General features: G+C 64.4%; 14 protein-coding genes. 12 read left to right on the forward strand and 2 right to left on the reverse strand.

Annotated elements, in window-relative coordinates:
- The first annotated feature begins 79 nt into the window (after positions 1–79).
- On the forward strand, positions 80–1507 hold the full coding sequence (locus OG976_RS24345; RefSeq protein ID WP_328354812.1) for a class I adenylate-forming enzyme family protein: 1428 nt from the start codon (positions 80–82) through the stop codon (positions 1505–1507).
- 36 nt (positions 1508–1543) lie between these two features.
- Here the strand turns inward: OG976_RS24345 and OG976_RS24350 are convergent, their stop codons facing one another.
- A complete protein-coding gene (locus tag OG976_RS24350; RefSeq protein ID WP_328354815.1) occupies positions 1544–2782 on the reverse strand; it encodes an acyl-CoA dehydrogenase family protein in 1239 nt (412 codons plus the stop codon).
- Between the two features lie 55 nt (positions 2783–2837).
- Here OG976_RS24350 and OG976_RS24355 point away from each other — a divergent pair, with 55 nt between their 5' ends.
- Genes OG976_RS24355 through OG976_RS24370 form a run of 4 tightly spaced genes read left to right on the forward strand, consistent with a single transcriptional unit; the run spans position 2838 to position 6064 of the window.
- Complete coding sequence (locus OG976_RS24355; protein ID WP_328354818.1) at positions 2838–3872, forward strand: phosphotransferase family protein; 1035 nt, start codon at positions 2838–2840, stop codon at positions 3870–3872.
- Between the two features lie 10 nt (positions 3873–3882).
- Positions 3883–4485, forward strand: a complete 603-nt coding sequence (locus OG976_RS24360; protein ID WP_328354820.1) for a TetR family transcriptional regulator — start codon at positions 3883–3885, stop codon at positions 4483–4485.
- A gap of 11 nt (positions 4486–4496) precedes the next feature.
- Positions 4497–5246 (forward strand): SDR family NAD(P)-dependent oxidoreductase, encoded by a 750-nt coding sequence (locus OG976_RS24365; protein WP_328354822.1) that lies wholly within the window; start codon positions 4497–4499, stop codon positions 5244–5246.
- 14 nt (positions 5247–5260) lie between these two features.
- Positions 5261–6064, forward strand: coding sequence for an SDR family oxidoreductase (locus OG976_RS24370; protein ID WP_328354825.1), 804 nt, complete (start codon positions 5261–5263; stop codon positions 6062–6064).
- A gap of 25 nt (positions 6065–6089) precedes the next feature.
- Here OG976_RS24370 and OG976_RS24375 read toward each other — a convergent pair whose 3' ends face one another.
- The gene (locus OG976_RS24375) at positions 6090–6986 is read right to left on the reverse strand and encodes a LysR family transcriptional regulator (protein WP_328354827.1); all 897 of its coding nucleotides are present in this window, start codon (positions 6984–6986) and stop codon (positions 6090–6092) included.
- Between the two features lie 95 nt (positions 6987–7081).
- Between OG976_RS24375 and OG976_RS24380 the strand changes: the two genes are divergently transcribed.
- The 7 genes from OG976_RS24380 (at position 7082) to OG976_RS24410 (ending at position 13007) form a co-directional block, all read left to right on the forward strand.
- Positions 7082–8395 carry an amidohydrolase family protein gene (locus OG976_RS24380; RefSeq protein WP_328354830.1) on the forward strand — a complete coding sequence of 438 codons (1314 nt, stop codon included), beginning with the start codon at positions 7082–7084 and terminating at the stop codon, positions 8393–8395.
- Between the two features lie 50 nt (positions 8396–8445).
- Positions 8446–9465, forward strand: a complete 1020-nt coding sequence (locus OG976_RS24385) for a hypothetical protein (protein WP_328354832.1) — start codon at positions 8446–8448, stop codon at positions 9463–9465.
- A gap of 178 nt (positions 9466–9643) precedes the next feature.
- Positions 9644–10111, forward strand: a complete 468-nt coding sequence (locus tag OG976_RS24390) for a nuclear transport factor 2 family protein (RefSeq protein WP_328354835.1) — start codon at positions 9644–9646, stop codon at positions 10109–10111.
- Between the two features lie 204 nt (positions 10112–10315).
- Positions 10316–10906, forward strand: a complete 591-nt coding sequence (locus tag OG976_RS24395) for a TetR/AcrR family transcriptional regulator (protein ID WP_328354837.1) — start codon at positions 10316–10318, stop codon at positions 10904–10906.
- Between the two features lie 108 nt (positions 10907–11014).
- Positions 11015–11266: a hypothetical protein gene (locus OG976_RS24400; RefSeq protein WP_328354840.1), complete on the forward strand. Its 252-nt coding sequence runs from the start codon at positions 11015–11017 to the stop codon at positions 11264–11266.
- Entirely contained in the window at positions 11257–11943 is a 687-nt protein-coding gene (locus OG976_RS24405) for a hypothetical protein (RefSeq protein WP_328354842.1), read from the forward strand. Before OG976_RS24400 ends, OG976_RS24405 begins: the two co-directional genes overlap by 10 nt.
- Positions 11940–13007: a Rieske 2Fe-2S domain-containing protein gene (locus tag OG976_RS24410; protein ID WP_328354844.1), complete on the forward strand. Its 1068-nt coding sequence runs from the start codon at positions 11940–11942 to the stop codon at positions 13005–13007. The genes OG976_RS24405 and OG976_RS24410 overlap by 4 nt, the downstream gene beginning before the upstream one ends.
- The last annotated feature ends 33 nt before the right edge of the window (positions 13008–13040 follow it).

Consider the following 13040-nt stretch of genomic DNA (forward strand, 5'->3'; position numbering starts at 1 on the left):
AGATGACTGACCCGGCGGTTAGAGCGCCCTCGGTCGTTGTCGCCTCGACTAGCTCCCCGGTTGTGTGGAGGTTCGCATCGTGTCGTGGTTGGCCACCATCGTCGCCGCACACCACGGCAGCCGTCGTCCAGCCTTCTACCAGAACGGGTCAGTGCTCGCCGGAGCCCAAGTGGTGGGCAAAGCGGTGTGTGCGGCCGAACTGTTGGCCGACCTCGATGTGCCCTGCGGCGTCGGTGTTCCGGCACTGCTGACAACCAACGCCGATGCGCTGGCCCTCCTCTTGGGTGGTGCTGCCGCCAACCGGCCGCTTTCGCTGCTCGGGCCACGGTTGGCGGTGGGGGAGTTGGCGGCCGCTACCCGCGCCTCGGGCTCGGATGTGCTGCTCGCTGAGCCAGGTTGTCGAGCGATCGCCGCCGAAGTTGCGTTGGCGGCCGACGTGCGGGCGGTGATCGTGCCGGAGTTGCCCACCTCGGCGCAGCAACTTCCGACCACACCACATGCCGTCGCGTTCTACCTCCACACCGCCGGTACTACGGCTGCGCCCAAGCGCGTTCCCTTTACCGATCAGGTTCTCTGGTCACGCGCCCGTCTCTTGCAACAGCTCATGAGGCTAGGCCCGGAGACGACCTTCGCCACCGGCTCTCCGTTGCATCACATCGGCGGCTTGGGGAATCTTCTGGCAACCTTGACGGCCGGCGGATCGGCCGTGGCCACAACGCGATTCAGTGCTGATTGGTGGCGTAGTCTCGCCGAGTTGCCGGTGACCCACGCTCTGCTGGTTCCGACCATGATCGAGATGCTGCTCTCCGAGGACACCCGGTTCGCGGTGGGACTGCACACCCTGATCTATGGAGCCTCCCCAATTCGGCCGCAAACCCTGGCGCGGCTCCTCGACTGCATGCCCGACATCGATCTGGTCAATCTGTTCGGGCAGACCGAAGGCAGCCCGATCACCTGCTTGGACGCAGTCGACCATCGCATCGCACTGCATCGTCCCGAGCTGCTGACGTCGGTGGGCCGAGCTGTTCCCGGGATCCAGTTGCGCATCGAATCCCGTGACGGCAGTGACGGTGAGGTCTTGGCGCGCGGCAGTCACCTGAGCGTGACCGCCCGGGACGGTTGGTTGCATACCGGAGACATCGGAGCCCTCGACGACGACGGGTACCTGCGCCTGCACGGACGCCGACACGACATGATCATCCGCGGTGGGGAAAACATCTACCCGGTCGAGGTCGAGAACGTCCTTGCCGAGCACAGGTCGGTGCAGGCGGCAGCAGTCGTCGGCGTTCCGGACCCGCGCCTCGGTGAGACCGTTGCCGCTTTCGTCGTTGCCGATGTCACGGCCGAAACGCTTGACATCCAGCAGCTTCGGTCGTGGTGTCGATCGAGAATGGCTGGGTTCAAGGTCCCGCAGCACTGGCATGTCGTGGACGGCTTGCCGTACAACGCGGCGGGGAAGCTCCAGCGCTACAAGCTGCGTGACGCGCATCGAGACATCGCCGGCTGAGCGCCCACCGATACGCTCACCGACTGCTGGGCAGAATCAGAAGAGATCCCCGCCGGCAGCCCGCGCCGTGGTACCGGTGGACTCGAAAGCTTTGACCACGCTGCGACCGACAGTCCACCGGTGCACCTCGTCGGGTCCGTCGACGATTCGGTTCATCCGGGCCTCGGCCAACCATGCCGCCAACGGCAGGTCGTGGGAGTAGCCCAGTGATCCGTGAATCTGCAGAGCGGTGTCGACGACCTCGATGAGCATGTTGGCGATGTAGGTCTTGGCGATCGAGTTCTCGATGCGCAAGTCCAGCCCGTGCTCCATCTTGTAGGCCAGGTGCAGGATCATCAGCCGGGTGATGTAGAGCTTCTCGGCACAATCGGAGAGCATCCACTGGATGCCCTGACGGTCGGCCACCCGCTTGCCGAAGGTCACGCGTTCACACGCTCGCGCGGCCGCCATGTCAAGAGCGGCTTGGGCTTTCGCGACGCTCCACATGCCGTGCCGCAGTCGGCCGTAACCCAGGCGGTGCTGGCCCATCGCGAAGCCCTGGCCCAAGCCGCCGAGGATGTTGTCGTGCGGCACCTCCAGATCGTTGATGTGGACCTCGGCGTGGCCCATCTGGACTTCGTCACCGTAATGCGGGATGTCGCTCTCGCCCATGATCGGGATGTTGCGGACGATGTCGAAACCCGGGCTGGGCAGTTCCACCAGGAAGGTGGTGTACTGCTGGTGGCGTGGGGCATCGGGGTCGGTCTTGGCCATCACCAGCGCGAGTTGTGAGATGGATGCCCCTGAGGTGTACCACTTTTCGCCGTTGAGCACCCAGGTGTCCCCGTCTCGGACCGCACTGGTCTGCATGCCAGTCGCGTCTGCGCCGGCCGCCCTCTCGGTCATCGCGAAGCACACGCGGATGTCGCCGTTGACGAGCGGTACCAGGTAGCGCTGCTTCTGCTCCTCGGTGCCGTGCTCGATGAGGGTGAGCATGGTGGCGTCCTGAGGCCCCATACAGTTCATCGCCCACGCGCCGAGATGGCTGAACGATCGGCCCACCTCGACCTGCACCACCGCGTTGGCCAAGTGTCCCAGCCCCATTCCGCCGTACTCGACCGGCACGAAGGGGCACCACAGGCCATCGGCGCGGGCTTTGCCCTGCAGCTCGGCGACGATGTCAAAGAAGGGTCGGGTGCCGATCTGCGGCTCGGCCGGCAGCACCACGTTGTCGATGAAGGATGCGACGCGCGCACGTAGCTGCTGAATCTCGTCAGGAAGCTCGAAGTCGATCATGTGGCATAGACTGACATTATTGACAGTGACTGTCAACAATGGTTACCGTCGGCCCATGACTTCGACTGCCACGGTGCTGGACATCGAGAGGCTGGACGCCTGGATCGGCGACACACTGCCCGGGCCCGGAACGACGATGACCGCACAGCGCATCGGAGCGAGCACCGGGATCGCCAATGCCCTGTACCGAGTGGCCCGCGGAGACCATGCGTGGGTACTGCGCCGCCCACCCGCCGTCAAGAACCACCCGAGCGCCTCGAACACGTTGCGGGAGTGGCGCATCCTTCGGGCATTGCAGGGAACCGCGGTCCCGCACCCGGAGCCGGTCCTCTATTGCAGCGACGCCGACGTCATCGGCACCGAGTTCATGCTGATGGGCGTCGTTGACGGGTTCACTCCGGGCTTCGATCTGCCCGAACCATTCCTCGGTGACCTCTCGCTGCGCTTCGCCCTCGGCATGGCCTACGTCGACGGCCTGGTCCAGTTGGCTGCCGTCGACTGGAAGCAGGCCGGCCTGGCCGATCTCGGCAAGCCGGACGGATTCCTGGAGCGCCAGGTGCCCCGCTGGCTCGCACAACTGGATCGCTACCGGACGCGGGAGCTACCCGAACTCGACTTCCTGTCCGAGTGGCTGACCGCCAACATCCCCACGATGAGCCCGGCGGCGATCATGCACGGCGATTACAGCCCGTTCAATGTCATGGTCGCACCTAGTGCGCCGGCCAGGCTCGCGGCGATCGTCGACTGGGACACCGGGACCATCGGCGATCCGCTGCTCGACATCGGGCACCTACTGGCCCGGTGGACCGAACCCGGTGAGGATCCCATCATCACCGAGCAGGCCGGCGGTCCGGAAGGTTATCCGAGTCGCCGACAGATGGCGGCCCGCTATGCCGAACTGAGCGGTCGGGATCTCACTGCACTGCCGTACTACCAGGCTCTGGCTCTGTTCAAACTGGCTGTGATTCTGGAAGGGTCGCATGCCCGCCAGGTCAAGGCCGGTGTCGATGCAGACCGAACCGACATGGGACCGCGGGTTATTCGTCTTCTGGCCGGGGCGGCAGAGTTCGCTCGCGGGCAGCGCGTGTGAGACTACGGGCATGACCGAAGCACTCACAGATCGGCGCCGCCGCCTGGTGCGAGACGATATCGGTCGCGCGGCCGTGCGTTTGTTCGCCGAGCGTGGCTTCGACGGCGTCACCGTTGCTGATATCGCCCTCGCTGCAGGCATTTCCGAGCGAACCTTCTTCCGGTACTTCGCCACGAAGGACGAAGTGCTGCTCGCCTACGAACGGCATGTGTGGGAGCGCCTTGTCGCCGCCGTGGCTGCCCGTCCCGCGGGTGAAGGGCCCGTCACCGCGCTGCGCGAGGCGTTTCTGTCCACTTCGCACGTCGAGCCTGCCGATCGTGTCCGGGTTGCCCAACTGGGCGGCATCCTTGCTCAGGCGCCCGAGCTCAATGCGCGAAGCCGCGGGCAGCGACTCATCAACGATTCGGACCTGATCGAGTTGATCGCCGCTCGATTCCCGGCCAACACGTCGACGACGCGCAATCAGGCACGAGTGATCGTCACGGCGATGAACGCCGTCGCCGCAGCCGAATTCGGTGCGTGGGCACAGTCCGGCGGTCGCGGCGATCCGGCCGTCCGGATCGGGGCCGCACTGGCTTTGCTGGAAGACGGACTTGCCCAGTTCGACCGCTAGAGGAGCGCAGCGTGACCAATCCGTTTGACCTGTCCGGGCGCATCGCGCTGATCACCGGCGCCACCCGCGGTATCGGCCGCGCGATCGCCGATCGACTCGCGGCCGCCGGTGCCGACATCATCGTGACGAGCCGCAAGGCCGAAGCCTGCGAGCAGACCGCCACCGAGATCGCCGCGACGGGCCGGCGGGCGTGGGCGCTACCTGCGAACGTCAACCGGTGGTCGGAATGTGACGATCTGGTCGGAAGGGCTTACGAAGCAGCCGGGCGGATCGACATCCTGATCAACAACGCCGGATCGTCACTGCGTTACGACAGTGTGGATGGGATCAGCGAGGAGCTTTTCGACAAGACGATCGCTCTGAATCTCAAGGGGCCGTTCCGGCTCAGTGCGTTGATCGGCAGCCGCATGGTCGCCGACGGTGGCGGATGCATCGTCAACATCTCGACGATCTCCGCCCAGGTCGGTGCCGGGCACGCGATCGTCTACGCGGCAGCCAAGGCCGGGCTGAACAACCTGACGAAGTCCTTCGCGCAGACTCTCGCCCCAACTGTCCGTGTGAACGCGATCATGCCGGGTGCGATCGAGACCGATGTGATGAAGGCGTGGCCGCAGTCCGAGCGTGACCTGGCCAGCGCGACCGCGGTGCTCGGCCGGATCGGCCATCCGGAGGAGATTGCCGGCGCTGCACTCTATCTGGCGTCCGATGCTGCAAGCTTCACCACAGGGCAAGTGCTCGCCGTTGACGGCGGCCACGTCTGAAAGTAGGAATCACAATGGATCTGAACGGACGCTGCGCGGTCGTCACCGGGGGAGCCCACGGGATTGGCCGGGCGTTGTCGGAGGAACTGGCCAACCGCGGTGCGCGGGTGGTGGTGGCAGACCTGAACGGCGATCGGGCGCAACGGGTTGCCGACCGAATCGGCGGGCTCGCCGTGGCCTGTGATGTCGGCTCTCCGGAGAGTATGACGGCACTGGTGGGTGCGGCCGAGGATGCCTTCGGGCCGGTCTCGGTGTTCTGTTCCAACGCCGGGTACTCCGACACCGGTGACGGTTTGAGTCTGGCGCCGGGGGAGCTGCGCAAGATCATCGATGTGAACCTGCTCAGCCATGTCTGGGCTGCCCAGGCAGTGTTGCCGGGCATGCTCGACCGCGAAGAGGGCTGGCTCATCCAGACGATTTCCTCGGCCGCGCTCATCACCGGTCCGTCGTTCATGGGGTACACCCTCAGCAAGCACGGTGCGCTCGGTTTCGCCGAATGGGCGGCGCTGAACTACGCGCACCGCGGTATTCAGGTGACGTGCCTATGTCCGAATGCAGTCAACACCGGCATGCTCGGCCGCAATGAGGATGACGAAAACAGCTCTGCGAGTGTCGAAATCGCGGGACTCGGCGATATCGTCGAACCGGAGGACTGCGCACGCATGACACTCGATGCGGCAGCCGCCGGCAACTTCCTGGTGTTGCCTCACCCTCGTGTTGGGGAGTCGTTTCTACGCAAGGCCACGGACTACGACGCGTGGCTGGCCCGCACGAACCAGCGGCTCCAGAAGATGCAGACGGTCACCCCGCCATCCTGACGTGGCGCCGGGCTGGGTATGTGGCTCAGCTCGTCCAGGTTTCGCGACCGTCGACCAGGCGATCGTGTAGCTGTTGGTCGATGCCACCGGGTCTCCAGGTGAGCCCGATCGCGCACTCCGGCGCATCGAGCCTGCGGAACATCAGGTCGCTGCGTTGCCACATGAGCGGGATAAACGCCGGAAGTGTGAGAAATCCTCTGCCATCGGCGATCTGACTGAGCAACTCTGACACGCTTCGTGGGCGTCGCGCCAGCCGCCGGGGTTTGCCGTCGGACTGCGGATCGAGCGTCCAAAAGGCCAAGGCTTCTCCGGCAAGCGACTGGGGTGCGACTGCTTTGAGTCCGTCGAGGTCGCGGGGCGTGATGTTCCGCGGCGGTGAGGTCTGATGGGTGATGGGAAACGCCACCACCCGCGGGACGGGCCTCAGTGCCACACCGGTCAGATCCTTCGCCGTGCCAGGAAGAACCGAGATGGCAATGTCGACTGAGCCTTTGCGCACCTGGTCGCCACTGAAGTCCTCACGCCAGCTGAGCCGGCGCAATGTGTACGGATGATCTTTCGCCGCCCGCCGTACATGGGCGAGCACCTGGCTCACCTCGGGGACAGCGGGAATTGGCGGGAATCCGATGACGATTGGCTTCGCCCCGGAAACTCTGTGCGGCATGCTGGCGTGGCGGGCCAGGAGAGCAGCACGACCAGCATGCACTAGCGCTGCCCGGGCTTCACCGAGGAACAAGTGGCCCGCGTGAGTCAAGATGACACCACTGGACTGTCGGGTCACAAGTTGTGCGCCGACGGATCGTTCCAAGCGTGTGATGGCTCGCGACACCGTCCCTGGATCGACATTCAGGACTACCGACGCTGCACGCACCCCGTGCTCCTGGGCCACCGTGACGAAGGCTTCAATGTCCCGCAACTCCATGGTTCACCGTAGCGACGGTGTTGCGTGTTGTGCAACGGTGCCTTGCCGGCAAGGCGTCGCCGCAATACATTCCACCCTTGGCGAGGAGGATGACAGTGAAGTCTGCAGAAGGTGACGACCAGGCACTCGTGCTGGTGAGCTCGGATACCCACATCGGCCCCCGGCTCAAGGACCTACGGGCGTACTGCCCGGCGGAGTACCTCGAGGAGTACGACGGCTACCTCGATGTGCTGAAGGAAGCCGCAAAGAACTCACCCTTCGGCTGGGATAGGGAAGATCCGCAAGTACAGGCCGTCCTGCGCAATGCGCAGACCCGCGGTCATTACGACATGAACGCTCGCCTGGCGGACATGGACGCCGATGGTGTGGCGGCCGAGGTGGTGTTTCACGGCAGTCAGAACGGACAGCCGGTGCCGTTCGCCGACACGGACTTCTTCGGGTCGCTGACCCGTAGCGATGCCGGCCAGGTGTCGGCACGCAAGCGCGAGCTGGAGGCGGTCGGAATCCGGATGTACAACCGGTGGTTGGCCGATGTCTGCTCCATCGAACCCGAGCGCCACGTCGGTTTGGCGCACCTTCCGATCTGGGATATCGACGCCACCCTGGCTGAAGTTAACTGGGCGCGGGAGGCCGGTCTGCGCGGGATCAACTTCCCGGCGCCGCGATCTGGGGTGGTGGAGTACGACCGTCCGGACTGGGAGCCGTTCTGGTCGGTGTGTGAAGACCTGGGGATGGCTCTGACGACCCATGCCGGTGCTGGCAACAGCTGGGCGCCGCTCGGTCCGCATTCCAGCGCAGTAGTGCTGCTCGAGACCGCCGGCGGATGGATGAGCCGTCGCGGTGTGCACTGGATGATCTTCTCCGGTGTCTTCTACCGCCATCAGAAGCTCCGCATGGTGCTCACCGAGCAGCCGGGCAGTTGGTGGACGTCGTACCTGGCTGAGCTCGACATGGTTTACCAGGCCGCCCCTGCGCGTCGGGTCAGGACGGTCATCCCGGAGCTGCCCAGTGAGGCATGCGCACGATCCCTTTTCGTCGGAGCGAGTTTCATCGCTCCCTTCGAGGCGTTGGACGCCGAACGCGGTGGCTACGCCGACCGATTGCTCTGGGGGTCGGACTATCCACACGTCGAGGGCACCTGGCAGGCTATGCCGGAACTCGAGACTCCGACAACACATCTGGCGTTGCGCCACGCGCTGGCAGGTCGTAGTGCCGACACCATCCGCGCGATCACCGGTGAGAACGCCGCGCGGGTGTACGGCCTAGATCTCGAGGCCTTGCGTCGGGTCGCAGCGCGCATCAATGCCCCGTCGGTCGCCGATGTCGCGGTGCCGCTGGAGGCCGGCGATATTCCCGATGGTGTGCGCGAGTACACCATGGCCTTTCGTGATGTTGCAGCCTGGGTCTAACCCGGATTCGGAGGGCGTCATCAGACCATTTGCAAGGAAAGGAAATATAGATGGCCCAATGGGCACCCTACGGTGACTTCGAGGCGGCGACGCTGTTCAGCTTGGCGACGCCCGACCCGCGGGCGCTCGACGGTGGTGAGGGACTGCTGGGTCTACCACTGGCTGAGATCGTTCCTTATGGGACCTTTCGGGATGACGAGGGCGAGCTGTACTCCATCGTGCGTCGGCAATGGCCTGGTGCCCAGGACAACACCGGCAAGATCATCGTGTTCAGCACGCGCGGCGACGGTAAGAATCTGACCATCGATCGCGCCGGCAGGTACGCGGTCTCGAATGCGAGCATCAACCGACAATTGGTCGGGGATACCTTCGAGATGTCTAGTTCGGCAGGTGCGGAGGGTAACCAGTCGCAGTTGCGCTGGACGGGGTCCGAGATCAGCTGGATCGAGGCCGACCTGCTCGACATCAGCGGGCCGCTGATCGGATCAGGAACACAGTGGTACCTTCCCCGCCCACATGACCGGATGATCTACTGCTCGCAGTTCTACTTCGGCGAGGGCACCTTGTTGGGCCGTCCGATCCGTGGCTTCATCGGGTTCGATCAGGTCTACCTTGCTCCCGGGCGCCGACTCTACGTCTCCGATCCGTGGGTCGGCGAGAAGACCAGCGAGGGGCTGGAACTGGCCTGGTACACCTGGGGAACCCGATATACCGATGGGTCCTGGGAGGTCGGACAGTTCGCCGCCGGGCATGGTCGATCCGGCGTGGCGTTCATCAGCACGAGTGACGGCATGGAGGTCGCCACCGACGACATCGAGGTCACCGTGGAGAAAGAACCCGACGGGTACTGGGCGCGGCACGTGCATTTCACGGTCGGAGGCCAGGCTTGGCGCTTCGACCCCGACCCGCGGGGCCGCATGACGAGCTTCGGCGATCTCCCCAATCCTCAGCAAGAAGGGTGGATGCACCGTCCGGGCGAAGACCGTCGCCCGGAGGTCTGGTGGTGCTGGGGCGAAACCTATCCCTCCCACGGCATCCGTCGCAGGCGGCAGGTCGGGCCGGTGCGCTAGCACTGGTCAGGTACCGGAAATCATCATTCACGAGACCCCGGGTATGAGATGGCGGCATCTCATACCCGGGGTCTTCGCGTGCCGCAGGGGTATTGCACTTTTAGGCCACGGTGGACGTTATTGTTGTTCGAACGAAGCCGCGATGCGCCGGTCTCGCCCGCCGCAAGTAAGGAACGCCATGATCATCTCCGATCCGACACCCAGTCAGGTTGCCGACATCATCGCGATCAACCATCTGGCCGCGAGTTACTCCGAGGCGATGTGCCGCTTCGAAGTGCAGGAGGCGGTGCAGACGTACGCCGAGGACGGAATTCTCTCTAGCCCGACAACCGAGGATGCTGTCGGTAGGGCTGCCATCTTCGAGACGATCTCGAAGACGGTGTCCACGTTGGACTTCGTCTTCCAAACGTTGCACCAGGGACTGGTGGAGGTCGACGGCGACCGGGCCACCACCAATTTCCCGATCACCGAGTGGGCCCGCACTTCCAAGGACCAGAAGGGCATTCTCTTCCTCGGGGTGTACCGGGATGAGGTCGTTCGCACACCGGAAGGCTGGCGGTTCGCCCGCCGACGGCTGCTGCCCCGCCTGATGGGCCGCCCCGACTTCCTTGCGGGACGGTTGCACGACATTTCGCTGACCATCTGAGACGCACCTCAGCTGATTCGGTGCGGCGCGCCAGGGGCTCCACCGCGCCCATGGTGACGCGTGAGGGTCCTCATGCCATCGCAAATCCACTGTCCCGCAGCCTCATTGAGGACGCGCGCGCCCCACGGGTCGTGGCAGAGCAATGTTGAGACGCCGACAATCTGAGCCTTGCATATCAAAGTAAACCATGTTTACTATGGCCATATGGCTGGACGCCCGAAGAACCGCCAGGATCGCATCAACACAGACGTGATCGTCGATGCGGCCCTCGAGATCGCACAACACCGACTCGCCGACCTGACGATGCGCAGTCTGAGTGACAAGCTCCAGGTCACCCCGGGTGCGTTGTACAAGCACGTTTCGGGGCGTGAAGAACTGGTCACCATGGTGGTCGAGAAGGTGCTCAGTGAGGCGCCGAGAATCTCCCCGGACGGCGGCGACTGTTGGCTTGCGCTGCGTGCCCAGATGCTGGGCATGCAGGCTCTGGTCGATCGGTATCCCGGCCTGGATATGGAGATCGTCTCGCGCTCACCGGAATCCCCGCAGGCCAACCTCATGAGGCGTGGGGGAATGGATGCACTGCAGGCTCAGGGACTGAGTCTCGACGAGGCGGTGTACGTCTACCGCGCGGTGACCTACCTATGGCTGGGGGCGCGCGTCGCCGTGCAAGGCCGCGCACGCAACAAGACCGATATCGACACCTTCGCGTCGGCGTTGGACATCCTGCTCAGCGGGCTCAAGACCGAGCTCGGCGAACGAGCGATCAGGGAATCGAAAGTGAAAGGGCGACAATGAATTCACGGATGGCCGGAGTAATCGGCTTCTTCATTCTGACGGGGTTGTGGCTGGCAACCATTCTCACCGTGCACTTCCTGCAAGCCGCCCACTACGGATAGGTCGAACATGCTCAACGATGCGCTCCTTTTGGTCGGCATGGCTGTTGCCGATCTGCTGATCATCGCTGCCTGGTGGTTCCTCGGTAGCCGTCTCGTGCCCGCCGAGCAAGCGCCAGCCTCGGCCAACGCCGAGGTAGAGAATGGCGCCTCGGCGCTGCATAAGATCCTGACCTTTGTCTGCTTCTTCCTGCTGATCGGCTTGATTGTCGAGTGCGTAGCCATGTTTCCTGCAATCCTTGTGAGGTTCGGATGGTCCTGAAAGAGAGTTCCTCGACGCTCGAGCAGTCGGTCGGTGCAACGGATCGCCGGTGGGTCGAACCGGCCGACGGGTGGCTCGCCGCGGGCATTCTGGCCTGCGGCACCATGCTGCTGGGGCCGTTCGGGGCCATCCCGCTGTTTGTCGGGCTCTACAAACTATGGCGTTCGGTCAAAGCCGGCACCAACGTAAGGCCCTGGGCTGCAACGGTTATCGGGACATTCTGCATGATCGACGGAATGATCAACTTCATGCCGTGGTCGCTGGACACCTTCGCGCACAACACCGTCCTCGGCGAGACGTTCATCACCGGTTACGGCAGGTTCTTCGACGGTGCCTTCTTCCTGCACTACAACGAAGGTGCACTCGGCGGGGTAGCCAATCACACCGAGAAGATGTGGCAACTGCTTGCCGTCTTCATCGTCATGCCGATGCGGGTCGTCAGCGCGTGGGCCTTCCTGCAGATGAAGACCTGGGGACTGCACTTCATGAAGATCTCCTCCTGGCTCTACCTGATGCTCTGGGCCGGTTACACCATGGCCCTCAGCCTTGACTTTCAGGAGCGAATCGCCAGCAGCGAGTTCGGTCTGGGTTGGTGGCTGTTCAACCTCTTCTACCTTTCCCCGGTGTTCGTCCTGCCGTACCTCTACACCGTCGACAAGACGAGATGGAATCGGTGAGGGCAGCAACGCCCGGAGAGCTGTCGTCGCCGTCGAGTGAACAGGGTGGGAACCGCCTTGTCCCGCATTGGCGGCCCACCGGCTGGTTCCAGATCGGCTGGTCGGCCGACTTCCCCCACGAGGTGGTGCGACCGCTGCACTACTTCGGCCGTGACCTTGTGGCCTACCGGTCCGGGCAGGGGACGCTGACCGTCTTGGAAGCGCACTGCCGTCATCTCGGTGGCCACCTCGGGTATGGCGGCAGGGTGGAGGGCGACTGCGTCGTCTGCCCGTTCCACGGCTGGCACTGGGGGCCGGACGGAACCAATCGATACATTGCCTATCAGCCCGACCGGCCAAACCGCTCGAGAACGTTGCAGGCATGGTCGACGTACGAGCATGCCGGGGTTGCGTATTTATGGCACGACTCCACCGGCGGCCCCCCGCAGTGGCAGGTGCCCGATATCTTCGTCGACACGGCCCCACACGTCGCCCACCGCGAGTTCCACGAACCCACCGAGAGCGCCCGGATCAACTACGGCCGTTTGACACTGCACCCGCAGTTGGTGTCCGAGAACGCCGCGGACCCCATCCACTTCCGCTACGTCCACGGCACTCGCGACCATCCGGTCTTCCTGCGGCGGTGGGAGCGGGATGCGTTGTGGTTCAGTCAAATCGGGTTCGGACGGCGCTGGATCGAGATGGACCCGTCGAGTCATGACGGCGACACCCTGAGCATTCTGGTCGCAGGGGTGGGGCTCAACCTCACCGCGCTTTCCGGCAGTCAGAACACCGTGATTCTGCTGTCGACGACGCCGGTCGACGCTGAGTCCAGCGAGCTCCTCCAGACCGTGTGGTTGGAGAAGCTCGACGGCGACGATGTCCCGGGCGTCGTCGAGGCCCGCCTGGTGGCGGCTACCGCGCAACTACCCAATGACATCGAGATCTGGCAACACCAGATCTTCGAGGACCCGCCGGCACTGGCGTCGCGCGAGGGCCGCGCGTTCGCCGATCTGCGACGCTGGGCTCGCCAGTTCTATCCCGCCGATCCGTCGGCACGGCCGCTCGCGGGGCGCACTGAATAATCTGGCGGCCCGAAGGGTTGCAGTTCTGGCGCA

Source organism: Mycobacterium sp. NBC_00419 (assembly GCF_036023875.1).
Taxonomy (GTDB): domain Bacteria; phylum Actinomycetota; class Actinomycetes; order Mycobacteriales; family Mycobacteriaceae; genus Mycobacterium.

Excerpts from the sequence above, each read along its gene's own strand:
- OG976_RS24350 (WP_328354815.1), bottom strand. The coding sequence starts at position 2,782 with ATGATCGACTTCGAGCTTCCTGACGAGATTCAGCAGCTACGTGCGCGC.
- OG976_RS24355 (WP_328354818.1), top strand. The coding sequence starts at position 2,838 with ATGACTTCGACTGCCACGGTGCTGGACATCGAGAGGCTGGACGCCTGG.
- OG976_RS24360 (WP_328354820.1), top strand. The coding sequence starts at position 3,883 with ATGACCGAAGCACTCACAGATCGGCGCCGCCGCCTGGTGCGAGACGAT.
- OG976_RS24370 (WP_328354825.1), top strand. The coding sequence starts at position 5,261 with ATGGATCTGAACGGACGCTGCGCGGTCGTCACCGGGGGAGCCCACGGG.
- OG976_RS24375 (WP_328354827.1), bottom strand. The coding sequence starts at position 6,986 with ATGGAGTTGCGGGACATTGAAGCCTTCGTCACGGTGGCCCAGGAGCAC.
- OG976_RS24385 (WP_328354832.1), top strand. The coding sequence starts at position 8,446 with ATGGCCCAATGGGCACCCTACGGTGACTTCGAGGCGGCGACGCTGTTC.
- OG976_RS24390 (WP_328354835.1), top strand. The coding sequence starts at position 9,644 with ATGATCATCTCCGATCCGACACCCAGTCAGGTTGCCGACATCATCGCG.
- OG976_RS24395 (WP_328354837.1), top strand. The coding sequence starts at position 10,316 with ATGGCTGGACGCCCGAAGAACCGCCAGGATCGCATCAACACAGACGTG.
- OG976_RS24400 (WP_328354840.1), top strand. The coding sequence starts at position 11,015 with ATGCTCAACGATGCGCTCCTTTTGGTCGGCATGGCTGTTGCCGATCTG.
- OG976_RS24405 (WP_328354842.1), top strand. The coding sequence starts at position 11,257 with ATGGTCCTGAAAGAGAGTTCCTCGACGCTCGAGCAGTCGGTCGGTGCA.